The organism is Thermomonospora umbrina, from assembly GCF_003386555.1.
GTDB classification, from domain to species: domain Bacteria; phylum Actinomycetota; class Actinomycetes; order Streptosporangiales; family Streptosporangiaceae; genus Thermomonospora; species Thermomonospora umbrina.
In genome coordinates this window covers 5,975,142-5,998,200 of sequence record NZ_QTTT01000001.1, presented here as the reverse complement: position 1 = coordinate 5,998,200, position 23,059 = coordinate 5,975,142, and the positions used below count along the sequence as shown (strand labels likewise).

General features: G+C 71.1%; 25 protein-coding genes. 8 read left to right on the top strand and 17 right to left on the bottom strand.

Annotated features, from left to right (window positions below; all coding sequences use genetic code 11):
* From DFJ69_RS26915 to DFJ69_RS26900, 4 genes are all read right to left on the bottom strand, one after another.
* Positions 1-261: a phosphopantetheine-binding protein gene (locus tag DFJ69_RS26915; protein ID WP_116025163.1), complete on the bottom strand. Its 261-nt coding sequence runs from the start codon at positions 259-261 to the stop codon at positions 1-3.
* Positions 258-1,766: an AMP-binding protein gene (locus DFJ69_RS26910; protein WP_116026954.1), complete on the bottom strand. Its 1,509-nt coding sequence runs from the start codon at positions 1,764-1,766 to the stop codon at positions 258-260. The genes DFJ69_RS26915 and DFJ69_RS26910 overlap by 4 nt, the downstream gene beginning before the upstream one ends.
* Positions 1,767-1,952: 186 nt before the next feature.
* Positions 1,953-2,519 (bottom strand): anthrone oxygenase family protein, encoded by a 567-nt coding sequence (locus DFJ69_RS26905; RefSeq protein ID WP_245974593.1) that lies wholly within the window; start codon positions 2,517-2,519, stop codon positions 1,953-1,955.
* A 146-nt stretch (positions 2,520-2,665) separates the two neighbouring features.
* Complete coding sequence (locus tag DFJ69_RS26900) at positions 2,666-3,499, bottom strand: NmrA family NAD(P)-binding protein (RefSeq protein ID WP_170177788.1); 834 nt, start codon at positions 3,497-3,499, stop codon at positions 2,666-2,668.
* A gap of 81 nt (positions 3,500-3,580) precedes the next feature.
* Between DFJ69_RS26900 and DFJ69_RS26895 the strand changes: the two genes are divergently transcribed.
* On the top strand, positions 3,581-4,522 hold the full coding sequence (locus DFJ69_RS26895) for an AraC family transcriptional regulator (protein WP_116025161.1): 942 nt from the start codon (positions 3,581-3,583) through the stop codon (positions 4,520-4,522).
* 221 nt (positions 4,523-4,743) lie between these two features.
* Here DFJ69_RS26895 and DFJ69_RS26885 read toward each other — a convergent pair whose 3' ends face one another.
* The gene (locus tag DFJ69_RS26885; protein ID WP_116025159.1) at positions 4,744-4,947 is read right to left on the bottom strand and encodes an MbtH family protein; all 204 of its coding nucleotides are present in this window, start codon (positions 4,945-4,947) and stop codon (positions 4,744-4,746) included.
* 197 nt (positions 4,948-5,144) lie between these two features.
* On the opposite strand from DFJ69_RS26885, the gene ppk2 reads away from it, so the two are divergent.
* The 4 genes from ppk2 to DFJ69_RS26865 all read left to right on the top strand — a co-directional run bounded on the left by ppk2 (position 5,145) and on the right by DFJ69_RS26865 (position 7,775).
* A complete protein-coding gene (gene ppk2 / locus DFJ69_RS26880) occupies positions 5,145-5,957 on the top strand; it encodes a polyphosphate kinase 2 (protein WP_116025158.1) in 813 nt (270 codons plus the stop codon).
* 76 nt (positions 5,958-6,033) lie between these two features.
* Positions 6,034-6,288: a hypothetical protein gene (locus tag DFJ69_RS26875; protein WP_116025157.1), complete on the top strand. Its 255-nt coding sequence runs from the start codon at positions 6,034-6,036 to the stop codon at positions 6,286-6,288.
* 151 nt (positions 6,289-6,439) lie between these two features.
* Positions 6,440-7,084: a class I SAM-dependent methyltransferase gene (locus tag DFJ69_RS26870; protein WP_116025156.1), complete on the top strand. Its 645-nt coding sequence runs from the start codon at positions 6,440-6,442 to the stop codon at positions 7,082-7,084.
* 184 nt (positions 7,085-7,268) lie between these two features.
* Positions 7,269-7,775: a carboxymuconolactone decarboxylase family protein gene (locus DFJ69_RS26865; protein ID WP_116025155.1), complete on the top strand. Its 507-nt coding sequence runs from the start codon at positions 7,269-7,271 to the stop codon at positions 7,773-7,775.
* A 311-nt stretch (positions 7,776-8,086) separates the two neighbouring features.
* Here DFJ69_RS26865 and phnE read toward each other — a convergent pair whose 3' ends face one another.
* The 4 genes from phnE to arsM all read right to left on the bottom strand — a co-directional run bounded on the left by phnE (position 8,087) and on the right by arsM (position 11,948).
* Positions 8,087-8,884 (bottom strand): phosphonate ABC transporter, permease protein PhnE, encoded by a 798-nt coding sequence (gene phnE / locus DFJ69_RS26860; RefSeq protein WP_116025154.1) that lies wholly within the window; start codon positions 8,882-8,884, stop codon positions 8,087-8,089.
* The gene (phnC, locus tag DFJ69_RS26855; RefSeq protein ID WP_116025153.1) at positions 8,884-9,654 is read right to left on the bottom strand and encodes a phosphonate ABC transporter ATP-binding protein; all 771 of its coding nucleotides are present in this window, start codon (positions 9,652-9,654) and stop codon (positions 8,884-8,886) included. Before phnC ends, phnE begins: the two co-directional genes overlap by 1 nt.
* Positions 9,651-10,535, bottom strand: a complete 885-nt coding sequence (locus DFJ69_RS26850) for a phosphate/phosphite/phosphonate ABC transporter substrate-binding protein (RefSeq protein WP_170177787.1) — start codon at positions 10,533-10,535, stop codon at positions 9,651-9,653. The genes phnC and DFJ69_RS26850 overlap by 4 nt, the downstream gene beginning before the upstream one ends.
* A 612-nt stretch (positions 10,536-11,147) precedes the next feature.
* A complete protein-coding gene (gene arsM / locus DFJ69_RS26845) occupies positions 11,148-11,948 on the bottom strand; it encodes an arsenite methyltransferase (protein WP_116025151.1) in 801 nt (266 codons plus the stop codon).
* Between the two features lie 96 nt (positions 11,949-12,044).
* On the opposite strand from arsM, the gene DFJ69_RS35730 reads away from it, so the two are divergent.
* The 3 genes from DFJ69_RS35730 to DFJ69_RS26830 all read left to right on the top strand — a co-directional run bounded on the left by DFJ69_RS35730 (position 12,045) and on the right by DFJ69_RS26830 (position 14,359).
* Positions 12,045-12,740 carry an ArsR/SmtB family transcription factor gene (locus DFJ69_RS35730; protein WP_245974592.1) on the top strand — a complete coding sequence of 232 codons (696 nt, stop codon included), beginning with the start codon at positions 12,045-12,047 and terminating at the stop codon, positions 12,738-12,740.
* Positions 12,733-13,623, top strand: coding sequence for a permease (locus DFJ69_RS26835; protein ID WP_116025149.1), 891 nt, complete (start codon positions 12,733-12,735; stop codon positions 13,621-13,623). The genes DFJ69_RS35730 and DFJ69_RS26835 overlap by 8 nt, the downstream gene beginning before the upstream one ends.
* A gap of 187 nt (positions 13,624-13,810) precedes the next feature.
* Positions 13,811-14,359, top strand: coding sequence for a thioredoxin family protein (locus tag DFJ69_RS26830; RefSeq protein ID WP_245974591.1), 549 nt, complete (start codon positions 13,811-13,813; stop codon positions 14,357-14,359).
* 42 nt (positions 14,360-14,401) lie between these two features.
* Here DFJ69_RS26830 and aepY read toward each other — a convergent pair whose 3' ends face one another.
* From aepY to DFJ69_RS33875, 8 genes are all read right to left on the bottom strand, one after another.
* On the bottom strand, positions 14,402-15,535 hold the full coding sequence (gene aepY / locus DFJ69_RS26825) for a phosphonopyruvate decarboxylase (protein ID WP_116025147.1): 1,134 nt from the start codon (positions 15,533-15,535) through the stop codon (positions 14,402-14,404).
* On the bottom strand, positions 15,522-17,084 hold the full coding sequence (gene gpmI, locus DFJ69_RS26820) for a 2,3-bisphosphoglycerate-independent phosphoglycerate mutase (protein ID WP_116025146.1): 1,563 nt from the start codon (positions 17,082-17,084) through the stop codon (positions 15,522-15,524). The genes aepY and gpmI overlap by 14 nt, the downstream gene beginning before the upstream one ends.
* Complete coding sequence (gene aroA, locus DFJ69_RS26815) at positions 17,084-18,385, bottom strand: 3-phosphoshikimate 1-carboxyvinyltransferase (RefSeq protein WP_116025145.1); 1,302 nt, start codon at positions 18,383-18,385, stop codon at positions 17,084-17,086. The genes gpmI and aroA overlap by 1 nt, the downstream gene beginning before the upstream one ends.
* Positions 18,386-18,431: 46 nt before the next feature.
* Positions 18,432-19,211, bottom strand: coding sequence for an SDR family NAD(P)-dependent oxidoreductase (locus DFJ69_RS26810; RefSeq protein WP_116025144.1), 780 nt, complete (start codon positions 19,209-19,211; stop codon positions 18,432-18,434).
* Complete coding sequence (locus DFJ69_RS26805; protein ID WP_116025143.1) at positions 19,208-19,825, bottom strand: hypothetical protein; 618 nt, start codon at positions 19,823-19,825, stop codon at positions 19,208-19,210. Before DFJ69_RS26805 ends, DFJ69_RS26810 begins: the two co-directional genes overlap by 4 nt.
* Before the next feature lie 547 nt (positions 19,826-20,372).
* The gene (locus tag DFJ69_RS26800; RefSeq protein WP_116025142.1) at positions 20,373-20,969 is read right to left on the bottom strand and encodes a cupin domain-containing protein; all 597 of its coding nucleotides are present in this window, start codon (positions 20,967-20,969) and stop codon (positions 20,373-20,375) included.
* Positions 20,970-21,118: 149 nt separating this feature from the next.
* Positions 21,119-21,970: an amino acid kinase family protein gene (locus tag DFJ69_RS26795; protein WP_170177785.1), complete on the bottom strand. Its 852-nt coding sequence runs from the start codon at positions 21,968-21,970 to the stop codon at positions 21,119-21,121.
* 585 nt (positions 21,971-22,555) lie between these two features.
* Entirely contained in the window at positions 22,556-22,744 is a 189-nt protein-coding gene (locus DFJ69_RS33875) for a hypothetical protein (protein ID WP_147312419.1), read from the bottom strand.
* Positions 22,745-23,059 lie beyond the last annotated feature (315 nt).

Here is a 23,059-nt window from a genome sequence, read left to right as displayed (position 1 = left end):
TCAGCTCGCCTTGACCGGGACCGACGCGCGCGCCACGAAGGCGTCGATGGCGGCGACGGTGCGGAAGTTGTCCGGGTCGAGGCCCGCGTCGTCGACGGTGAGGTCGAACTCGGTCTCGATCCAGGCGATGAGCTTGAGCAGCCCGAGGCTGTCGACCACGCCGTTGGCGAGCAGGTCGTAGTCGGCGGCGAGCTCCGAAGCCTCGACGTCGGGCATGAACTCCCGGATCAGGAAGCTCTTGATGAGGTTCTCGTGCTTCATCGTGCGGGTTCCTTTCTGGCGTCGGTCCCCTCGGGGCGAGGAGACCTCAGGGTCCGGCGGTCGACCTTTCCGGTGGACGTACGGGGCAAGGGGGCCTCGGACAGGCGGAAGGCCGACGGGATGGCCGCCGTGGGCAGGTGCTGAGCGCAGTGCCGGCGCAGGTCGAGCGTCGTGACGGTCGCCCCCGGCACCCGGCGCAGCACCGCGTGCAGCAGGTGGCCGGCGACGGGGTCGGGGACGGCGAGGACCACGGCCTCGGCGACCTCGTGATGGCCGAGCAGCACCTGCTCGACCACCTCGGTGTTCACCCGCGTGCCGCGCACCTTGACCTGGAAGTCGTTGCGCCCCTCGAGGTGCAGGACGCCGTCGCCGTCTCGGCGCACGACGTCGCCGGTCCGGTAGAAGCGGGCGGCGGTGCCCGGCGGACGGCCTTCGGGGGCGTCCACGAACGGGCCGGGTGTCGCCGGGTCGGCGCCGAGGTAGCCGGCGGACTGGAACGGCGTGGCGACGACCAGCTCGCCCCGGCCCTCCCCCGTGACCACGGCACCGTCCGAGTCGAGGACGACCGCCTCGACGCCGGGCAGCGGCGTGCCGAGCGGGACGCCGTCGGTCGGCGGCGCGTCCCGGTCCACCTCGTACAGGAAGCTGTCGTTCGTCTCGGTGCAGCCGTAGACGTTGTAGAGGCGGCTGCCGGGGAACACGGCGGGCAGCGCGGCCAGGCACCGGGCGGGCATGTGGTCGCCGGTGAAGAGGGTGTGGCGGACCGACGCGAGCCGCCGGGCCGGATCGCCGGCGGCGTCGACCATCAGTCGGTGCGCCATCGGCACGGCCTGCACGACCGTCACGGCGTTGTCGTCGATGGCGTCGAGCAGGTGACGTCCGTTGGTGGCGGCGTCCGGGTCGACGAGGACGACCCGGCCGCCGTGGTGGAGCGTGGCCCAGACGTCGAGGAGGCAGAGATCGAAGTTCAGCGGGGCGTAGTTGAGGACCGAGGCCCCGGGGGCCAGATCGAACCGTGCGGCGGCCCAGTCGACGAAGCGCTCGACCGCGCCCCCGGTGAGCGGCACCAGTTTGGGGAGGCCCGTCGACCCCGACGTCGTGAGCACGAAGGCGACGTCGTCGGAATCACCGGGGGCGGCGGGGGCCGGCGTTTCGCCGGCCCCCGCCGGGCCGATGTCGTCGGCGTTGACGACGTGGCGGCACCCGGCCCGGTCCAGGAGGCGTCGCAGGGCGGCGGCGGGCAGCGTGGCCGAGGGGAGCACCACGGGGAGCCCCGCCCGCAGGCACGCCAGCACCAGGGCGATGGTCCGGGGCGTCTTCGTGGCGGGCGCGCCGATCGGCGCGCCGCCGGTCGTGTCGAGCCGGTCAAGGTGGGCCGAGGCGTCGGCCACGAGGTCGGCCAGCTCGCCGTAGGAGATGTGCCGCCTCCTCGCCACGAGGGCCGTGGCGTCGGGGCGGGCGTCGACCTGCCGGGCGAACGATGTCCAAAGCCGTGTAAGTTTCATCACCGGCATCGTGCGGGCGCCCCCGCAACATCACCGCAAGGCCCGCCCCCGTTCCCGCCGGGTGGCCTTACCGGGGCCGCCGGCCGGGCGACGTCCCGCAGTGGTGGGGGCGATCTCGGCCACCCGGTCCGCGAAGCCGCGCGGCGCGCGGTTCAGGGCGCGCTCGACACCCTTCCGGGACGCCCATCAGGACGACGGGACGCGCTCGCGGAGCTCGGCGGCGGTGGAGCGGGTCTTGGAGCGGCCGAGGAGGACCAGGGCCCAGGAGAAACTGGCGAAGGACGCCACGTTGGCGAGGGAGCGCAGGATGTTCGCGGCGACCCACTTGCCCTCGAAGGCGTCGCGAACCGCGGCGAGGTCCTCGATGCGGCCCGGGTCGCCGGCCGCGGCCAGGTCGTAGTTGAGCGGGACGTGGGCGCCGGCGGTGATCGCGAGCGTCGCCAGATAGAAGGCGAGCCCGGCGATGACCCAGGCGCGGAGGACCTTGTCGGTGGTGCGCCAGTGCGTGACCGTCGACGCGACGCCGAAGGCCGGCCCGCCGATAAAGCAGCTCAGGAAGACCGGGTTGAGGATCACCTCGTTGACGTTCTGCATGACCTCGATGAGGATCCGGTCGTCGCTGCGGCTCAGCGCGGGCATCACCGCGTAGGAGAACGCCGCGAAGAGCCCCGCGGTCAGCCCCGAGGTGATGGTGGCGGCGACGAGGGCACCCGTTCTCCAGAAGCTCACGTGCACGGTTCCGTCGTTCTGCAACGTCTCTCCCGAGATCGTTCACGAATGCTCAGGTCGGGGGTGTCGAACAGGGGTGGGGTGCACGGGTGAGGGGGTTCGAGAACGTGTGTCACGAGCTGGAACCCCCTCGCCTCACGCTGGGACCGGGCAACCCTGGCACTACTCCTCTAGGCGGCGTTCCACACGCCGGTGGGGGCGATCTCGGCGACCCAGTCGGCGAAGTCGCGGGGCTTGCGGTTCAGGGCGCGCTCGACGCCGTCGGCCAGGGAACTGTTGCGGCCGTCGAAGAACTCGGAGATGAGCGTGGCCAGGGGCTCGGCGAAGTCGCGGGGGGCGCCGTCCTTGACGATCGCGTCGGCGAACTGCTCCCGGGTGATCGGCTCGTAGCGGAGCTCACGGCCCGTCGCCCGGGCGATCTCGGCGACACCCTCGGCGAAGGTCCACAGGCGGGGGCCGGTCAGCTCGTAGCGCTCGCCCACGTGGCCGTTCTCGGTGAGGGCCGCCACCACGACGTCGGCGATGTCGTCGGCGTCGACGAACGGGTCGGCGTTGTCGCCGCAGGGCAGCGCCAGCACGCCCTGGCGCAGCGGCTCGAGGAACACGCCCTCGTCGAAGTTCTGGTTGAAGGAGGCCGGGGCGACGATGGTCCATTCGACCGGCAGGCTCCGCACGGCGTCCTCGCACCGGACGGCCTCGTCCTGGTTGCGGGCGGACAGCAGGACCAGGCGCTCGACACCGGCGTCGACCGCCAGCCGGGCCACGGCGCCCACGGCGTCGGCGGCGCCGGGCCACTCGACCTCGGGGTAGTACATCAGGTAGGCGGACGTGACGCCGGCGAAGGGGCCGGCCCACGTGGACGGGTCCTCCCAGTCGAACGGGGGCTCGCCGGTGCGGGAGCCGACCCGGACCTTCACGTCTCGCTCGATCAGCCGCCGGGTCACCCGGCGGCCGACCCGGCCGGTACCGCCGAGGACCAACGTCGTGTGCTCGTTTGTTGTCATGACTGCAGTCTGAACGGCACCCTTCTGGACCGTCCATGGCCGAGATACCAGAATGCATGTCTCATCGTCTACTCTGAGCGGGTGGACGCACTCGCAGGGTTGCTCGAGGGACCTCGGGCCAGCGGCGCCTTCCTCCTCCGCATCCTGCTGGACCCCCCATGGTCGATCCGGGTCCAGGACGAGTCGCCGCTGTGCCTGGCCGTCATGCTCGGCGGCGAGGCGTGGGTCGAGCCCGACCACGGCGAGCCGGTGCGGCTGCGCCCGGGCGACGTCGCCATCATCCGGGGGCCGGACCCCTACGTGATGAGCGACGACACGACGACGCCGCCCCAGGTCATCGTGCACCCCGGCCAGCGGTGCGTCACACCCGACGGCGTCGATCTGCGCGAGCGGATGTCGCTGGGGATGCGCACCTGGGGCAGCAACCCCGACGGGCCGGTGCAGATGCTGCTCGGCGTGTACGAGGAGGTCGGCGCCGTCGGCCAGCGCCTGCTCGACGTGCTGCCGCCGCTGCTGGTCGTCTCCGAGGACACGTGGGACTCGACGCTCATCCCGGTCCTGACCAGAGAGGTCACCCGACAGGGGCCGGCCCAGGGCGTCATGCTCGACCGTCTGCTCGACCTGCTGCTCATCGCGGTGCTGCGGGCCTGGTTCGACCGGCCCGAGACCAAGGCCCCGGCCTGGTACCAGGCCCACACCCACCCGGTGGCCGGCGAGGCGCTGCGCCTGTTCCACGAGAACCCGGCGAGGGACTGGACCCTGGCCCGGGTCGCCGCCGAGGTCGGCGTCTCCCGGGCGACCCTGGCCGAGTGCTTCCGCAACGCCGTCGGCACGCCACCGATGACCTACCTGACCGAGTGGCGCCTGGCCCTGGCCGCCGACCTCCTGCTGCAATCCGACGCCACCCTCAACACCGTCGCCCGCCAGGTCGGCTACGCCAACGGGTTCGCCCTCAGCTCGGCCTTCAAACGCGTGTACGGCATCAGCCCCCAAGAGCACCGCAGCACCGCGCCGGCGCAGTGAGCGCCGGCCCCCAGGGGCGTTGCCGTGTCCGGTCCGGGCACGGGTCTCTCTGGAGGTCCGCGGAGCGTCGCGGAACGGTGTCCTGAACGTCGCGGGACACGGCCGCGACCGCGGGACGCAGGGCGAAGGCGTCGGTGCTCTGGGAGGGCGCGACGACGGACAGGGCCGCGATGACGGTGTCGCCGCGGCCGAAGACCGGCCCCGCGACCGAGGCCATCGGCTCAGGCGTCGATCAGGCTCGCCGGACGCATGTCCGTCCAGTGCCGTTCGACGTGGTCGAGACAGGCCCGGCGGGTGGCCTCGCCGTGCGCGACCGTCCAGCCCGCCGGCACCTCCGCGAAGACCGGCCACAACGAGTGCTGACCCTCGTCGTTCACCAGCACGAGAAAGGGTCCGTTCTCATCATCGAACGAGTTGCCGGACATGGGAACCTGCCTCTTCAGTACGGGGGTTGCCGTTTTTCTGCGCCGCCGAGCAGTCAGAAGGGCGCCTTCGCCCGCCGGGCGCACCTGCGAAAACACCGCGGGCACCCCCCGCGCGGAACGGAGGCGAAGCGTGGCCTGCGGCCGCGTCGCGTGCGGATCCGAGGGATTTCCGGCCGGCGCTTACGATGGTCACAACCATGAGCGACGACGAGGGAACCAAGCGACTTCCGCGCCGGGTCTACGAGCGGGAACTGATCCGGCTGCAGGCGGAGTTGGTGAAGCTGCAGGAATGGGTGCGGGCCGAGGGCGTCCGCCTCGTCGTGGTGTTCGAAGGGCGTGACGCGGCGGGCAAGGGCGGCGCCATCAAACGCGTCGCCCAGTACCTCAACCCCCGCCTCACCCGCATCGCCGCGCTTCCCGCCCCCACCGAACGACAGCGCACCCAGTGGTACTTCCAGCGGTACGTCGAGCACCTGCCGGCGGCCGGTGAGATCGTGCTGTTCGACCGCTCCTGGTACAACCGCGCCGGCGTCGAACGCGTCATGGGCTTCTGCACCGAAGAGGAGTACCGGCGCTTCCTCCACCAGTGCCCCACGTTCGAACGGCTCTTGGTCGAGGACGGGATCCTGCTGCGCAAGTACTGGTTCTCCGTCAGCGACGACGAACAACAACGCCGCTTCCGCTCCCGGCTCGACGACCCCATGCGCCGCTGGAAGCTCTCCCCGATGGACCTGGAGTCCATCACCCACTGGGAGGACTACTCGCGCGCCAAGGACGACATGTTCGTCCACACCGACATCCCCGAGGCCCCCTGGAACGTCGTGGACGCCGACGACAAACGACGCGCCCGGATCAACATGATCGCCCACCTCCTCTCCACCGTCCCGTACCACGACGTGGAGCCGCCCGCCCTCGACCTCCCGCCCCGTCCGCCCTCCAAGGGCTACCAGCGGCCATCGCGCGACACCCAGACCTACGTCCCCGACCACGCCGCCACCCTCAAGACCTGACGCCACGGTCGAATGGCACCGGCATCCCGGGGTACGACGGCCCCGCATCGGGCGGCACGACAGTCAAGGGGGAACCATGCCGCACAAGAAGATGGAAGGGAACGAGACCCAGCGCCGGAAGGCGGCCCGTGAAGCCAGGGCCGCGGGGACCACGCCCAGTGCCGAGAACGCCACCACGGGCGCCTCCAAGCAACCCCACACCCGACCGGAGCACGAGCCCCATCACCACGCCGAACGCCTGAGCGACATCCATCGGGGCAAGCAGCAGGACACGTCCCCCGATCCCAAGCCCGGCTACGGCAAGCCCTCCTCCAAGAGGCACGGGGGCTGAGCACCCGCCGGTCCACCTCCCGCAGCGTCGGAGCGCGTTCGAACACCTCGGGCGGGGCGAGCCGTGTCCCCCCGCCGGTGAGGTGACGCCAACGCGTGCCCGAACGGCTCTAGCATCCCCACATGCGATCTTCTCGAGAAGGGCGCGGCTGATGGCCGGGCACCGGCATCCGCTCTTCGCCCGCTTCTACGCCCGCACCAGCACCCTGATGGAACGCCGCCTCGCCGCCCATCGCCGTTCGCTGCTGGACGGCCTGACGGGACGGGTGATCGAGGTCGGGGCGGGTCCCGGCGCCAACTTCGCCCACTACCCGCCCGAGGTGACCGGCGTCCTGGCCGTCGAACCCGAACCCCACCTGCGCGGCCTCGCCCAGACGGCCGCGCGGCACGCGCCGGTGCCCGTGGAGGTCATCGACGGGATCGCCGAACGCCTCCCGGCCGACGACGCCTCCTGCGACGCCGCCGTCGCCTCACTCGTGCTGTGCAGCGTCACCGACCCGGCCGCCGCACTGGCCGAGATGCGCCGCGTCCTGAAGCCGGGCGGCCGACTGCGGTTCTTCGAGCACGTCGCCGCCGAGGCGCCCGCCCGCCGCCGCGTTCAGAAATCTTTGGACGCCACCGTGTGGCCGCTGCTGGGCGGCGGCTGCCACGCCGGCCGCGACACCGCCGGCGCCATCGAGCGGGCCGGCTTCACCCTCACCCACCTGGAACGCCTCGGGCGCGCCGACACCGGCATGCCCTTCCCCGCCGCCCCACAGATCATCGGCACCGCCACCGCACCCGGGGAACGGCCATGACCACCCACGCCGCACCCCGGCTGCCACGACCGTCCGCGCCCTGACCGAGACGGCTTCGACCTCGGTGGTGCCCTGGGCCGCCGGCGAGCATCAGGGTAGGGGCGTCTCGGTCTCGGTTCCGGTCACATCCGTCTCGTCGGCTTCGTCAGTGGGGTGAACGGATCCACCGAAAGGAAGCCAGACCATGAACGCCATCGCCACCACCACCGACTCGCGACTCCCCGACCCCCTGCAGCTCGTGCCGGAATTGGGCGAGGTCGGCGGTGCCCTGTTCAAGGCCGTCGGGAACGGCTCGATCCCGCGGACCACCATCGGCCTCGTGCAGTTGCGCGCCGGTCAGATCGTCGGCAGCACCTACCTGAACGTTCTGCACACCGGCAACCTGCGCAAGAGCGGGGAGTCGGAGGAGCGGATCTCCTCGGTCGCCACCTGGAGGGACGCGCCCTCCTTCACCGACGCCGAGCGCGTCGCGCTGGAACTGGTGGAGGCGGTCCTCACGCCGACCTCGAACGGTGAGCGCGTTCCCGACGAGCTGTACGCCCGCGCGGCCGGGCACTACGAGGACAAGGCGCTGGCCACGCTCATCATGGCGATCTGCCAGGTCAATTTCTTCGTTCCGCTGGCCCTGATCGGCAAGCCGCGCCCTGGCGTGTCGCCCGCCGAGCAGTGGCGTCCCGCCACGGCCGAGTAGCACCTGAACGGGTCCGGGGCGGTCAACGCCCCGGACCGCCCTTCTCTCCTCCCCCGGGATCGGCGCGAGCGTGACCGGACGGGCGGCCTCCGTTGCCCTCACCGCGGACCACCGCGCCGGATACCGGGCCATGGCCGACTCCGTCGACCTGGCCGTCTTGGAACCGTGACCGCGCACCCCCGCAGGGCGACCGATGGCCCCGCGGCAGCGTCCAGCCCACTTCGGCGTCGGCCCGGGAACGCGGCGACGGGAAGGACCCGAAACCGGCGTGCGGTCCGTGAGGGCGCCCCACGCACCTCGGGCGGAGCCGCTCAGAGGTAGCGGCGGCGGATCCGGTTGCTGATTGTCTCGACCACGGCGACGAGGCCGAGGACGACGACCATCACCGCCGCCGCGCGTCGATAGTCCAGGGCCTGCAACGCGGTGACCAGCTCGAAGCCGACTCCGCCGGCGCCGACGATCCCGAGCACGATGGAACTGCGGATGTTGATGTCGAAGCGATAGAGGGTGTTGGCCACCAGGCTCGGCGCGACCTGAGGAAGGACCGCCAGACGCACCACCTGAAGGTGGTGCGCCCCGACCGCGGCGAGCGCCTCGGGCGGACCGGGGTCGATCTCCTCGATGCGTTCGGCGTAGACCTTGCCCAGCATGCCGATCGAGTGCAGGGCCAGCCCGAGCACGCCGGGCAGCGGGCCGAGACCCAGGGCGGCCACGAACATCAGCGCGAAGACGAAGTCGGGTATCGCCCGGCAGAGCGTGATGACGAAGCGGACGGCCGCGAAGACCGTCGGGTGGGGGGCGAGGTTGCGGGCGGCGAGCAGGGCCAGCGGCAGGGAGACCAGGGTCGCGCCCAGGGTGCCGAGGAAGGCCACCTCGATGGTCAGCAGGGTGGCGCGCAGCAGGTCCGGCAGCCCGGAGAAGTCCGGGGGCCACATGGTGTCGGCGATGAATCCGAGGAACGCGGGGACCGTCGACGCCAACTGCGGCCCGGAGACGCCCAGGTCGAGGCACACGGCCACGGTCGCCGCGATGAAGACGCCGCCCGCCGCGATCAGGGGCGCGCGGGGTGCGCGACGCAGCGCCGGGTGCGGGGGCGAGGAGCCGGCCATCACACGGCCTCCTCGGCGAGCACGTCGTGCTCCAGGCGGTACAGGGTGCCCCACTGCTCCGCGGTGACCTGGCGGGCGGGGGCGTCGATCACGACGCGCCCCTGGTCGAGGGCGATGATCCGGTCGCAGAACCGACCCGCCAGCTCCACCTGGTGCAGCGAGGCCACGACGGTCCGCCCGTCCTTGCGGGCGAGGTCGGCCAGCAGCGTCAGGACCCGTTCGGCGCTGGCGGGGTCGAGACTGGCGACGGGCTCGTCGGCGAGGACGATCTGCGGGTCCTGCACCACGGTCCGGGCGATGGCGACGCGTTGGCGCTGCCCGCCCGACAGGGTGTCCACCCGTTGCGCCCACCGGTCGGCGAGACCCACGCGCGCCAGGGCGTCCAGGGCCCGGACGCGTTCGCCGGGCGGGGCGGTCGACAGCCAAGTGCGCCAGGGGCTCAGTCGGCCGGCCGCCCCGGACAGGGCGTTGTGGAACGCGGTGGCCCGCTCCACGAGATGGAAGCGCTGGTAGATCATGCCCACCTGGCGACGGTGCCGTCTGAGGTCGCGGCCGTTCAGGGCTCCGACGTCCCGCCCGGCCACGATGGCGCGCCCGGCGCTGGGCGTCACGAACCCGTTGAGGGTGCGCAGGAGCGTGGTCTTGCCCGCGCCCGAGGGGCCGACCAGCCCGACGAACTCTCCCGCGGCGATCGTGAGGGTGGCGCGGTCCACGGCCGCGATGCCGTCGAAGGTGTGGGTGAGGTCGTCACAGTGGATCACGCCGCTCATCTCCCTCGGAGGTTCTCGATCGAGAGCCCGGACCGGCGGGCCAGGGCCCGGATCGCGTCGTAGTCGGTCGCCTCGGCGGGCACCAGCCGCAGGGACTTGTCGGGCCCGATCGGGAACCGGGCGCTGCCCCGCAGGTTCAGCAGCGCGCGGGTGACGGCCCGACGCCGCTCCTCGGGGAGGTCGGTGCGGACGACCACGGGCGAGCCCGTGACACGGCTCGACTGCCAGACCTTGACCACGGCTCGGGGGTCGACCCGTCCCGAACGCACGGCCGACTCGTACTCGACCGACTCGACGAACGCGGCGTCCACATGGCCGCCGGCCACGGCGAGGATGTTCGCCGCGTGGTTGCCGCCCTGGGCCAGGGTGGTGTGCTTCTCCGGATCCACGCCCACCCGGCGCAACTCGTCCAGCGGGAACAGATATCCGGAGGTGGAAAGCCTGCTCGACAACGCGAGAGCGCGCCCGCGGACATCGGCGGGCCCCTTGATCTCATCGGGCCTGTTGGTCACCAGATAACTGTGATAGCCGGGCCTGCCGCTCGCGTCGACACCGACCGCCACGGGTTGTATATCGGCCCGCGATTCGGTGAGCACGTAGCTGAGGGAACCCAGAAAGGCCACATCGATCCGGCCGGCGCGCAATGCCTCGGCGATGGCGTAATAATCGGTGCTCGTGACGAGGTCGACCTTGTCGCCGAGCGTCTTTTGGAGCTGCCGGGCGGTCTCCGCGTAGCGCTGCTGTTCGGCTTTGGCGGACCCGGTGGCGATGGCGCCCATCCGGAGAGCCGGCGGTCCGCTCCCCCCGCCGCACGCGCTCAGTGAGAGCGCGACCGCCACGGAGAGGAACAGGCCGGTCAGACGCCTGCTGGGCCGTGTCATCGTGAGGGATCCCTTCTGGGTGCTCGGCGTCATCCCTGGTCGCACGGCATGCTCGTCCCCGCCCGGTGCGGGCGGGGGCGGTCCGACTCCATGCTGACGAGGACACGTGGCGGGAGTCACCATCCGTGAGAACGTTCTCACCGATGTCGATGCCGGTGTCGATGCCGGTGTCGTCGAGGATGCGCTGGGTGATGTTCTCGGAACGTTCGGCGGAATCGGTCCCCGGGAGTTTCCGCGAGCCACGCCGAACAGGCCCGTCATGCGCGGCACGACGGAAAAGAGGCGTCGGTTACGGATGGCCCGACGATCACGAAAGGGAAGGCCTGAACTGCCCGGGCACCTCGAACGCGTCAATCACTCGTCGAGCGGCAGCCTTGTCGGGCGAGGTGCTCCACACGGCCGATGCGCCATGGGAACCGTCCCCCGCCCACAATGGGATGGTACTCATTTTTCATTGCGTCGACCAGTGCGTGGTCATCTCTCCGTTTCGGGGACCGGCCGTGGCGCACGACGGCTCGGGAAGTGGGCGGTCGGGGATTGGTCGGCGCAACGTTCCCCGACCCCGGGCGGACGACTTCCAGGGCCGGGAGGCGTGCGGCACGGCGGCCGCCATCACGAGGCGGTCGTCGGCCTTGTCGCCTTGACGGTCACGGCGTGCATGCCGTCGGCCACCTCGTGCGTGGGCGTCAGCGAGACGTCGGTGAACCCGGCGGCCGCCAGGTGCTCGCGGTACTCGGTGAAGCCGAGTGCGCCGGCCATGCAGGCGGCGTGGTCGCCCCGGGCCGCCCGGTCGGCGGTCGTGAGGCGGTCCTCGGCGACGACGTCGCTGATCCCGACGCGTCCACCGGGCCGGAGCACCCGGTGGATCTCCGCGAACACGGCGCGCTTGTCGACCGACAGGTTGATCACGCAGTTGGAGATGACCACGTCGATCGAGCGGTCGGGCAGCGGAACGGCCTCCATGTGACCCCGCAGGAACTCCACGTTGTCCGCGCCGGCCTCGGCGGCGTTGGCGCGGGCGAGCTCCAGCATCTCCTCGGTCATGTCCAGGCCGTAGACCCGACCCGTGGGCCCCACCCGCCGGGCGGACAGCAGCACGTCCATGCCGCCGCCCGATCCCAGGTCCAACACCGTCTCCCCGTCGCCGAGGTGGGCGACGGCCAGTGGGTCGCCGCAGCCCAGGCCGGCGGCCACCGCGTCGGCGGGCAGACCGGCGAGGTCGTTCACCGAGTACCGTCCGGCGCCGAAACGGACATCGTCGGCCGATCCGGGCGCGCAGCAGTCGCCGCCCGCGGTCGCGGCCCGCGCGGCGGCGGCGTAGCGGGTGCGGACCCGGCTCCGCAGTTCGTCGGCATCGGCGTCGTGGGGACGTCCCCGTGGCGGGGTGGTTTCGGTGGGACCGTTGTCACCCATGTCGAGACCTCCTGATCTCAGGTCGGCGCGGAAGGCGGTGAGCCTCGCGCCCGGCGACGCGATGGCCGTACGCCTCCGCGCCGAGGCCGAGCGGCTTTGCACGACCTGTTCCCGCGCCCGGGCGCCTCATGTTCGCCACGGCGGCCCGGCACCGTCCCCCGGGGCGGCGGGCGCACCGGGCATTCGATCGGCCCCGGGACATGGCACGCTCGGTTCGGGACCTCCGATGCACGGGAGAACGAGACGTTCGCCGTCGCCTTCGGCGTTCCCGAGCAGGCCGCACCGCCCACCGCACCACTGGAGCCCACGCTCGCCGATCATTTGAAACGTCGCCGCCGCGACGAACGACCGACCAAACAATATTCGCTGTTGACACAAGTCATGCCTGTTGATACTTATGGAGCTGTGATGAGGGAACTGGACGTCCGCCTTCTCGAGGGTGAGGAACTGTCGAACCAGGAGCGCGCGCGCCGGCTCGTGCCCAAGCTGAAGGCGCTGGCCGACGAGCACCGCGTGGTCCTCGCGCTGCTCCTCGCCGAACGTCCACGAACCGTCAAGGAACTGCAAGAGGCCACCGGCCTGAGCCAAACGCTCATCAGCCACCACCTCAAGCCGCTTCGGGAGCAGGCGCTGGTGAAGGTCATGCCGCGGGGCCGTTCCAATGTCTACGCCCTCTGCTGCGAGGAGTTCGGAACACCGGTCCGCTGGCTCGCTTCGCTGGCGGCCCTCACCCCCGAAGGGGCTCAGGCGTGCTGTCTGAGCGAGGACGAGGAAGTGGGTCCAGATGTCTGACAAGTGGGTCGATACGATCAAGACGTTCTCGGTGATCACCGTCGAGCTCGTCGCGCTATTCCTCATCGTCGCCTTTCTGGTGGCGCTCGTCCAGCGGCGCGTGGGCGAGAAGCGGCTGCAGTTGTGGATGGGCGGCGGCACCTATGTGGCGCCGCTCAAGGGGATCCTGCTGGGATCGGTGACGCCGTTCTGCTCCTGTTCCACGCTCCCCATGCTGATGGGCATGATCAAGGCCGGCACCCCCTTCACGGGGGCGGCCGCCTTCCTCATCGCCTCACCGCTGCTGGACCCGATCATCCTGGGCGTCATCTGGATGCTCTTCAGTTGGCAGATCATGCTGGGATACGCCGTCGTGACGTTCGCCGCCACCATGCTCATCTCGCTGGCCTGGGGCAAGGCGGGGCTGGAGCGGTACGTGCGGCGCGTCAAGGTGAGCGCGGAGGACCACGACGACTCCCCGTGGCAGGGCCTGCGCCGGGAGATCGAGCCCGCCTGGAACCAGTCGTGGTCGTACTTCCGGCCCCTGGCCGTTCCGCTGCTGGTCGGCGTGTCCGTCGGTGCCGTCATCTACGGCGCCGTCCCGGAGTCGTTCCTCATGTCGGTCGCCGGGGGCAACGCCCTGTGGGCCGTTCCGCTCGCCGCCCTCGTGGGCATTCCGCTCTACATCCGCACCGAGTCCATTCTCCCCATCGGATTGGCCCTGACCTCCGCGGGAATGGGCCTGGGCCCGGTGTTCGCCCTCGTCATCGCGGGCGCGGGTGCGAGCATTCCGGAGCTGTCCATGCTGTCCTCGATCTTCAAGCCCAAGCTGGTGATGGCCTTCGTGGGCTCCGTGTTCACCGTCGCCGTGGCCGGAGGTCTGATCATGCCGATGGTGGCGTGACCGTCGACGATGCGATCGCCCGGGGCCGCGAACCGTGAAAGCCGCCGCCCCGGGTCCGCCCTGTGCGCGATGAATCCGTAAATGGCTTGTCGGTCGGCGGCGACCGACCTTTTTTTGTGCCGATTCGAGCCTTGCCGTACCCATATCCGCCTGAGAGACTGAATCCATGGTCTTCACCAACTCATTCATGGTCCCGTTGGGAAGCACGGCCCCGGATTTCGACCTCCCCTCGGTCGAGGGCCACTCGGTCTCCATGAGCGACTTCGCCGACGCCCCGGCACTCCTCGTGGCCTTTCTGTCCAACCGTTGTCCGTACGTGGTACACATCGAGAAACAATTCGCCGCCGTCGCCGCCGAATATCGGGAACGTGGATTGGCCACCGTGGGCATCTGTTCCAGCGAGACGGACGGCCACCCGGAGGACGCTCCCGAGCACCTGGCCGAACAGGCTCGCCGGGCCGGGTTCGGCTTCCCTTATCTGGTGGACGAGTCCCAGGAGACCGCCAAGGCGTACCGGGCCGCGTGCACTCCGGACCTCTTCCTGTACGACGCCGAACGGCGGTTGGCGTACCGCGGCCGGTTCGACGCGTCACGGCCCGGGAACGACCACGCCGTCGACGGCGGCTCACTGCGGGCGGCCGTCGATCTGGTCCTGGCCGGCGAGGCCGTTCCCCAGCCGCACACGCCCAGCGGCGGCTGCAACATCAAGTGGCGTCCGGGCAACGAGCCCTCCTGACGGCCCGACACCGTGGGCCGGCCGCGGCCGGCCCACGGCGGTTCACTCCTGCGCGGTCGAGCCGGACGGGCGGTCCAGCGCGTTCGTGAACCGGTCGCGCATGGACTCGGGCGGGTGGGTGTTCGTCGCGCGGGGCGGCATCGGCCCGGTCCTGCGCCGGGTGGGGATGACGCACATGTGGGGGCCGGGCCGGACGAGCGCCTCCGCGATCGCCTCTTGGACGTCGGCGAGCGTACGGCACCGGCGGTGACTGCGATATCCCGCGGCGTCCGCGACGTCCTCCAGCCGGGTCGTGGCGGAGGTGGTGGGCTGACCGCCCGTGGACTCGTGGGCGCCGTTGTCCAGGACGACATGGATCAGGTTCGGCGGGCCCTGGGCGCCGACGGTCGACAGCGCCCCCAGATGCATCAGGGCGGCGCCGTCCCCGTCCAGGACCACCACCGTGCGCTCCGGTCTGGCCAGCGCGACACCCAGGGCCAGGGAAGAGGCGTGGCCCATGGAGCCCTGCATGTAGAAGTTGGCCGGACGGTCGTCGATCCCGAACAGCTCACGGCCGGTGTACCCGGTGGTGGCGATGACGGCGGCGTCGCCGACGAGCTTGGCGATCAGGCGGACGGCCTCGGCGCTGTCCAGCCGGTCCTCTCCGCCGCCCGGCCGTTCGGACCCGCCGGCCTTGGCGATGGCGCCCTTCTCGATGAGCACGAACGGCGACCGCCCGGCCGTCAGCTCCTCGAGCGCGGCGTCCAGGATGTCCCGGAAGCGCTCCGGCCCGTCATCGGAGCGCAGGGTCCAGTGGGGCAGTTCGAGCAGTTCCAGATAGGGCTCGGTGGTCGGCCCCATGACGGCGTGCTGGGGCTCGTCCCGGGCGGGGTCGGGCCAGCCGCGCAGACTGACGAAGGTCAGCAGCGGGATCCGGTACGTCATGACCAGCGAGGTCAGCGGGTTGATCAGGTTGCCGAGCCCGGAGTTCTGGAGCATGACGTACGCGCGCCGACCGGCCAGCGCCGCCCCGGCGGCCACGGCGAGGGCGGCCCCCTCGTTGGCGGCCGGGACGTAGGCTCCCGGCCTGTCGCCCAGCAGCGCGATCGGCCCGCCGAAGAACGAGCAGGGGACGCCGCTGGCGAGGCCGAACCCACGCTCGGCCAGCTCGTCGCAGAACAGTTCAGCGGAGATCATCGAGCGCTCCTTGTCGCGAACGGAGGGTGAACAGCGAGGGCGCCGACATGCCCGCCGGCACGGGAACGCCGAGCAGGTGGAGCACCGTCGGACCGATGGAGGGGATGGCCGCCCCGGCGGGGGCCGCCGGCCGGGCCCCGTCGGCCGTCACGAGCGCGCAGGGCACCGGATTGCGGGTGTGGCCCCCGTAGGGGCGGGGCGCGGAGCCGTCCTCGGGTGAGGTGAGCATCTGCTCGGCGTTGCCGTGGTCGCCCACGAGCAGCACCCAGTGGCCGCTGTCGCGGGCCGCCGCGCAGATCCGGGCCGCGACGCGGTCCACCGCGGTCACGGCCCTGCACGTCGCCTCGTAGGAGCCGGTGTGACCGACCACGTCCATGTTGGCCAGGTTCGCCACGACGAGGCCGACGTCGCCTCGCCCTGCTCCCTCGACGACGGCGCGTCCCAGCGCGTCGATGTTCATCTCCGGGTGGTCCTGCACGGGGCCGTCGGCGGCCGGGGGGACGAGCACGTGCTCCTCCCCCGTGCGCCGGCGCGCGTCGCGGCCGTTGAAGAAGAACGTGACGTGGTCGAACTTCTCGCGCTCGGCGATGCGCAGCGAACGCACGCCCGCCTCCTCCAGCGCGTCGGCCACCCCGCCCGAGGCGTCCGCGCGGGGAACCAGGGCCGGCACCTCGGCGCGGGTGTCGTACCGGCCGAGGCTGAGGAGCCGTACCCGCGTGCGGCCGTCGGAGGCCAGATCATCGGCGACCCTGTCCACCAGCGGCGCGGTGCGGTCGCTGCGGAAGTTCATGAAGAGGATGACATCGCCGTCGCGGACGGTGGTCGGCGTGCCCGCGGGGTCCGTGACGGCCGTCGGCGGAACGGAGCCGTCGTGGTCGTGGCCGCGGACGGCGCTCTCGGCGTCGGGCGCGGTCCGCTCGGCCGCCCCGTCGAGCAACAGCCGGGACGCCTTGGCGGTCAGGTCGTCACGGCCGCTCTTGTCCATGGCGTAGTCGCGGCCGATCACGCCCGCGACGAACCCGACCCCGATCTCCTCGGTCATCGTGGTCAGCGCCGACAGGTACCTCCCGGACGTTCCCTCGGGGACGTCGCGGCCATCGGTGATGGCGTGGATCGCGCATCGCTCCAGCCCCGCCGCCCGCACCGCCCTCAGCACCTCGGGCAGGTGACCGATGTCGGCATGGATGCGCCCGTCGGAGCACAGGCCCACGAGGTGCAGCGTCCCGCCCTCGCGGACCAGCCGTCCGCAGACGTCGCGGAGCACGGGGTGGGTGCGCAGCGCCCCCGACTCGGCCTGACGCTGGACGAGCAGGCTGTCGTACTCCAGCGGCCGTCCGGCCCCCATGACCATGTGTCCGATCTCGGAGTTGCCGACCACACCCTCGGGCAGGCCGACCGCCCCGCCCGACGCCTCCAGCAGCAGTCCGGCCGGGTCGCCGACCAGCGCGTCCAGGAAGGGTGACGCGGCGGCGGCCAGTGCGTTGCCGGGGGCGGCCGGCGCGTGGCCCCACCCGTCGAGGATGAGCAGGATCCCGGGTGAGCCGTCCATCAGCCGTCGCCCCGGAGGCCCTGGAAGACCTCCCAGAAGTTCGGGAACGACTTCGTCACGCAGCCCGGCTCCCGGATGACGACTCCGGGGGTGCGGAGTCCGGCGACGGCGAAGGCCATGGCGATCCGGTGGTCGTCGTAGGTGTCGATGACGGCACCGTGCGGCTCCGACCCGCCGTGGACCGTCATCGTGTCCCGCGTCGTGTCGACGGTGACGCCCATCTTGCCCAGCTCCGTGCTGACGGCCTCGATCCGGTCGCACTCCTTGAAGCGGAGATTGCCGATGCCGGTGATGTGGGTGCGCCCGCGGGCGTAGGCGGCGACCACCGCGAGCGTCGGAACGACGTCCGGCATGTTCGTCATGTCGATGTCGATGCCCGACAGCGGTCCGCCCTCGAGCGTGATGCCGCCGACGTCGCCGCTCGACGTGCAGCCCATGTCGACGAACGCCTCGACGAGGCCCACGTCGCCCTGCCGGGAGCCCCCGTCGATCCCGGGAACGGTGACCCGGCCGCCGAGCAGCGCCGCCGCCGCCAGGAAGTACGACATGCCCGACGCGTCGGGCTCCACGGTGACGTCTCCGCCGCGATAGCCCTGGCCGCCCTCGACGACGAAGGCCGACGATCCTTCGCGTTCGACCGCGACGCCGGTCTCCCGCATCGCGGCGACCGTCATGTCAACGTAGGGCCTGGAGACGAGGTCGCCGACGATCTGGAGCCGGAGGCCCTTCTCGGTGACCGGGGCGCTGATGAGAAGGCTGCTGGTGAACTGGCTGCTCACCGTTCCGTCGACGCGCGTGGACCCGCCGCTCGGCGCGGGACCCCGGATCTCGATGGGGGGTGAGCCGTTCTCGTGCAGGGAGCGCGCGTCCACGCCGAGGGTGACGAGCGCTTCGAGGAGGTGGCCCATGGGCCGCTCCCGCATGCGCTTGTTGCCGGTCAGCACCGTACGGCCCTGGGCGAGGGAGGCCATGGTGATGAGGAAGCGGATCGGCGTGCCGGCGTTCCCCATGTCGATCTCGGCCTCGGGTGCCCGCATGGGGTTTCCGTTGGGGGTCACCGTGATGGTCGCGGACTCGGGGTCGCGGTGGACGTCGACGTGCCCGAAGGCGCGCAGCGCCCTCGCCAGGAGGATGGTGTCCTGGGAGTGGAGGGCGTTGCGCAGGACGGTCTGCTCGCGGCAGAGTCCGGCGATGGCCAGGAACCGGTTGGTGTAGCTCTTGGAGCCGACGACCCTCACGGTCGCGTCCAGCTCCCGCAGGGGCGTGATCTCGGTCTCGGGGAGTTCCAGGATGTCGTCCATGGGTGCGCCTGCCTTACCCGTCAGGGTGGGTGGGGGTGGACCGGGCCTAGAGGGGGGCCTCCCGCCGGTGGACCTTGTGCTGGGCCGCCTGTGCGAGGGGGCGCAGCACCAGGACGTCGACGTTGACGTGCGGCGGCCTGGTGATCGCCCAGACGATGGCGTCGGCGACGTCCCCGGCGACCAGCGGGGCGTCGACGCCGGCGTAGACCTCCGCCGCCTTGGTCGTGTCGCCCCGGTATCGGTTGAGGGAGAACTCCTCGGTGTGGACCATGCCGGGGGCGATCTCGATGACGCGGACCGGCTCGCCGCACAGCTCGAGGCGAAGGGTGGCGGCCAGGACGTGTTCGCCGTGCTTGGCCGCGCTGTACCCGCCGCCGCCCTCGTACACGGTGAACGAGGCGGTCGAGGAGACGACCACCACCGTGCCCGAGGAGGCGACGAGGGCGGGCAGCAGCGCCTGCGTCATGTGGAGCGACCCGAGGACGTTGGTCTCGTACATGGCCCGCCAGTCGGCGGGGTCGGCCTCGGAGACCGGCTCGGTGCCGATCGCCCCTCCGGCGTTGTTGACCAGCACGTCGCACCGGTCCAGACGCTCGGCGAGGGCTCCGGCGGCGCTCCGATCAGTGACGTCGACGGCGGCCGTCTCCGCCGCGCCGCCGTCGGCCGCGATGCGCGCTGCAACGTTCCCGAGCCGCTCCGCGCGCCGGCCGACGAGGACGACCCGGTATCCCTCCGTCGCCAGGCGCCGCGCCGTGGCCGCCCCGATCCCGCTGCCGGCGCCCGTGACCACCGCCGTGGGCCGGCGGTCCGAGGGCGGTGCGCTCATGAGTCGGCGCCGTCCTCGTCGGGAGCCCGAGGCGGGGTGTGCGGGCGGCCCGTTCCGGTCGTCTGCGAGAGCCAGACGTGGCCGCCCGGCAGCAGCCGGGAGGTGGGGGGCCCGTCCGGCGAACCCGGCAGGGTCTCCACGTCGCCGCCGACGAAGACCAGTCGGGCGCGCCCGGCCGCGACGTCGGGGAAGAACCGGGTCACGGTGAACTCCCGCGCCGTGTCCGTCGGGTTGTGCACGCCGAGGAGCGGGCACGGGCTCGCCGGCGACGTGCGGAGCACCCCGCGCAGGCCCGGACCGACCTCCACGGGCGTCTGCCGCGCCTGCGGGGACATCGCGGGCCCGAAGCCGGGGTCGCCGGGACGGCAGGAGGCGAGATGACCGCCCGAGAGCGGGTCGTCGGCCTCCGCCGGGAGACGCGGATCGGCGGGCGCACCCGCGCTCGACTCCGCCTCCGCCTCCGTCAGGTCTTCGGGCGCGCGGCCCGCGCCCTCCGATCGAGAATGCGCGACGCCGTGACGCGGCGGCGCATTCGGGGGCGGCGGTACGCGACCGCCGGCGTTGCGCGCCGGCGCACGAGACGTTTCGTCGCGCGTCGTTCCGGTGTGGGGCACGATGCCTCCCTCTGATGATTTCCGCTTTGCATCCTGGACACTTGAGCACGCGGTTTCACCTGGCACACGGGCCACACATCCGTGCCGAGTCCGTACGGCACCGCGGGTGGCGCGCACGGGCGCGCTCCAGCCGTCCCCGGGTGACCGACTTGCGCCCGCTCGACCCTTTCGTCGAGCCGATGAACAACTCACCAGAATTAATACGCGATGGCGGCGTCACAGTCCAGACGAACGGAGAAGATCGACCGAACCCGGGGCGGCGAGGGGTTCGCCCGCGCGGTGTCGCCCGCCGTGGAATTCTGTGCACGTCCGGCACGGTTCGGCACGGCGTCTGAGAATCTCAGGAAGCGATGCAATGCGAAAGGTTCTCTTGAGGGCGTCTTTCGGTGGTCCGCATCGGTCGACGGGTCGCCGTCACGGGCGACGCGACTGGCCGGAAGGACATATTTCCTTTACCTTCGCGCACACGGCTCGGTGACCGAAACCCATGTTCCCGGACCGCCGGCGCCGCGCGGATCCTCCCGCGGGGCGCCGGCGGTCCGGCCCGTCAGAAGTTGACGGAGATCACCTTGCCCGGCCCCGAGCCCTTCGCCGTGGTCAGGGTGTGCGGCACGCCCGGCGCGATGTAGAAGCTGCTCCCCTGCGGCAGGAAGACCTCCTTGGGCGCGGCCGGGTCGCCCCACTTCAGGTGGATGTCACCCTCCATGCAGTAGATGATCTCGTGGGCGTCGTGCCCGGTGTTGAACGCCGCCTTGTCCGGGTCGTCGACGTTCACCTCGAGCAGCAGCGGCACCAGCTTGGGCACCGTGCGGGTGCGGACCAGACAGTTGTAGGTGTAGTAGTTGGTGCCGGCGCGCTGCCCCTCGATGACGGGGTTGTCCTGCGGCAACTGGTAGGCGACGCCGTCGTCGAGGTCGTCGACGAAGTCCGGCGTGAGCTCGGCGATCGAGGTCCCGAGCACGCCGGCGATGGTGGTCAGTCGGTCGAGCGTGAGGTCGCGCGTGTCGCCGCCCTCCAGGGCGTCGATCTTCTCCGGGTTCACGCCGAGAGCCCGCGCGAACGCGGTACGATCCATCTTGATGTGCTCCCTGCGGTCCTTGATCTTCTGACCGTAGGTCGCCTGCATCGGTGGCGCAGCAGTCACTTCCATCTCCTTCGTACAGGTGGTGCCGTGCGGCCGCTTCCCGGACAGTGCCCTTGTCCCGGAGGCGGCTTCATGGATTCCCCGTCGTGGACGGGTGTGCGGTACGAGGCCCGGCGATCACCCCTCTCGCGTCATCCGACGTCCTGTGCTCACCGCTCCGGGAGCACGATCCGGGTGTAGCTCACTCCACTCGGCCAGCGGCTGTGCGGAGAGAGCAGGTATCGGTAGTCCGTGTCCTGCGGTGAGCCCTTGAGAATGAAGCACTCCCCTCCCGCGGCCGCACATCTGACGAGCGCGTCGACCTTGGTCCGAAAGCCGCCCGTGGTGTCCCATTCGCTGTTCGTCCACAGCGCGTCATAGGCCGCGGACGGACGGGACGGGTCCACGTAGGCGAGGGTCTCTTTTCCATTCGGGCCGTCCAGCAGAATGCCGGGCACGTCGGTGAGGGCCACCACTCTCAAGGGCTCGCCCAGCGCGCCGAGCAGGAACTCCGGAACGCGGTCGCTGGACAGTCCGTGCAGGGTCCCGTCGCCGGCCAGGACGCTGTCGCCGGACAGGACCGGCAGCGCGCCGCCGTCCAGGACCCGGCGGAGCGTGTCGCCGCGAACGCCGAACGTTCCGTCGTCGTTGAGCGTCGCCATGGCCCCGAGCTGCAGCGGAAGGGCCTTCACACCCTCCCTGGCGAACGCCTCCGTCCAGGCCCACCTGACGTCCGCCAGCGCCTTGGTCAGGGGCAGGCATCCGAAGGGATCGGTCTCGTCGATGTTCCGGAGCGCACCGTGACCCGGCGCCCCGCCGCCGGTGATGAAGACGACGCCGCCCGGACGGCTGCGATGCAGGCCGGCCATCATGTGCGCGTACCGCGCTATGGCCGCCCGGTCGAGACTGCCCTCGACGCTCTTGTCGGAGAAGAGGCTGCCGCCGACCTTGACGGCGAGAACCGGGGTCGCCTCGGTCCGAACGGAGGTCGTCGCATTGAGGGAGGGAGGTGATTCCGTCACCACAGAACTGTCACTCACTGTTACCGTCACCATGCTCTCAGGCTGACAAGGCAGTGAAATGGCGTGCGCGGCCAATCCGGATGGATCACGGGCGGAGTCTCCGCCGTACCCTTCTTGAGTTTTCTGACAAACTGATTGACCACTCCCGCTCTGGGGGTAACGTAACTGCCTCGACGGGCGCTGTCTAGAGGGTGCCGCCGAGATTCACCCGTTTCGTCGACGGGTATCGGCATTGTAGTTTCGAATTAACGTTCCGTCATTGTCCGTGTCCAACGGAACGGAACGTCGCGACACTTTCCGAGGGCCTGTCCGGCTCGGGACATCGGCATGGGTCAAAGCGTCGGAGCGTGCAGTGTCGACCGTTCCCGAGCGGCGGCCGAGCCGGGGAACGAGCTGCGGAGAAGGCTCGATGCGTCGGCGTTCGTCACCGTCGCAGAGCGGTTGTCACAGAAGTGTCGGGAGACCGGCGCGGGCCGGCCGACTCATATCCGAAGAATGTGCATGCATCCGCGCACGCCTTCGATGATCGGGTCGAACCCATGTCAAGCGACAAGGGCCACATCCCCGAAGGATGTGACCCTTGTGTCAGTGATCGGCGCGCGCCATGGTCTCGCTCGGCTTCTCCTCCACCGGCTTCTGCGCCACGACCTCGTTCGGCGTCTCCTCGTCCTCGGGGACCACGTTCACGGAACCGCAGCAACTGTCGAGTTCCTGCTTCTGCTCACCACCGAAGATCTTGCTGATGAACCCTCCGGCCATGATCTCTTCTCCCATCTGTGGCGTCGTACCCACTCGGAGTGCGGCCCGGCGCGTGCCGCCCGGCCGACACCGGCGCCACTCGGCGGATTCGCGAGGATCGAGAGCCGTCGGCCCCCTGCCCGGAGGAGCTCATCCCCTCCGACGACGAGGCCGATCGACCTCCCGACCATTGAACACAACTCATTATTATCAACAGCGATTGTAGGTGTCAACGGCGAATCCTTGGTCTAGTGGTCGGTGATCGTCCCCCGCGCGCGAACCCCGGATGCGGTCGGTCTCGCTCGCGTTTCACGAGGTCGGAGCACGGGCCTTCCGCGTCCTCGGCAGCCG

Bases quoted from the DNA above. Each gene is read 5' to 3' on its own strand.
- DFJ69_RS26915 (WP_116025163.1), bottom strand. From the start codon at position 261: ATGAAGCACGAGAACCTCATCAAGAGCTTCCTGATCCGGGAGTTCATG.
- DFJ69_RS26910 (WP_116026954.1), bottom strand. From the start codon at position 1,766: ATGAAACTTACACGGCTTTGGACATCGTTCGCCCGGCAGGTCGACGCC.
- DFJ69_RS26900 (WP_170177788.1), bottom strand. From the start codon at position 3,499: ATGACAACAAACGAGCACACGACGTTGGTCCTCGGCGGTACCGGCCGG.
- DFJ69_RS26885 (WP_116025159.1), bottom strand. From the start codon at position 4,947: ATGTCCGGCAACTCGTTCGATGATGAGAACGGACCCTTTCTCGTGCTG.
- ppk2 (WP_116025158.1), top strand. From the start codon at position 5,145: ATGAGCGACGACGAGGGAACCAAGCGACTTCCGCGCCGGGTCTACGAG.
- DFJ69_RS26875 (WP_116025157.1), top strand. From the start codon at position 6,034: ATGCCGCACAAGAAGATGGAAGGGAACGAGACCCAGCGCCGGAAGGCG.
- DFJ69_RS26870 (WP_116025156.1), top strand. From the start codon at position 6,440: ATGGCCGGGCACCGGCATCCGCTCTTCGCCCGCTTCTACGCCCGCACC.
- DFJ69_RS26865 (WP_116025155.1), top strand. From the start codon at position 7,269: ATGAACGCCATCGCCACCACCACCGACTCGCGACTCCCCGACCCCCTG.
- phnE (WP_116025154.1), bottom strand. From the start codon at position 8,884: ATGGCCGGCTCCTCGCCCCCGCACCCGGCGCTGCGTCGCGCACCCCGC.
- phnC (WP_116025153.1), bottom strand. From the start codon at position 9,654: ATGAGCGGCGTGATCCACTGTGACGACCTCACCCACACCTTCGACGGC.
- DFJ69_RS26850 (WP_170177787.1), bottom strand. From the start codon at position 10,535: ATGACACGGCCCAGCAGGCGTCTGACCGGCCTGTTCCTCTCCGTGGCG.
- arsM (WP_116025151.1), bottom strand. From the start codon at position 11,948: ATGGGTGACAACGGTCCCACCGAAACCACCCCGCCACGGGGACGTCCC.
- DFJ69_RS26835 (WP_116025149.1), top strand. From the start codon at position 12,733: ATGTCTGACAAGTGGGTCGATACGATCAAGACGTTCTCGGTGATCACC.
- DFJ69_RS26830 (WP_245974591.1), top strand. From the start codon at position 13,811: ATGGTCCCGTTGGGAAGCACGGCCCCGGATTTCGACCTCCCCTCGGTC.
- aepY (WP_116025147.1), bottom strand. From the start codon at position 15,535: ATGATCTCCGCTGAACTGTTCTGCGACGAGCTGGCCGAGCGTGGGTTC.
- gpmI (WP_116025146.1), bottom strand. From the start codon at position 17,084: ATGGACGGCTCACCCGGGATCCTGCTCATCCTCGACGGGTGGGGCCAC.
- aroA (WP_116025145.1), bottom strand. From the start codon at position 18,385: ATGGACGACATCCTGGAACTCCCCGAGACCGAGATCACGCCCCTGCGG.
- DFJ69_RS26810 (WP_116025144.1), bottom strand. From the start codon at position 19,211: ATGAGCGCACCGCCCTCGGACCGCCGGCCCACGGCGGTGGTCACGGGC.
- DFJ69_RS33875 (WP_147312419.1), bottom strand. From the start codon at position 22,744: ATGGGAGAAGAGATCATGGCCGGAGGGTTCATCAGCAAGATCTTCGGT.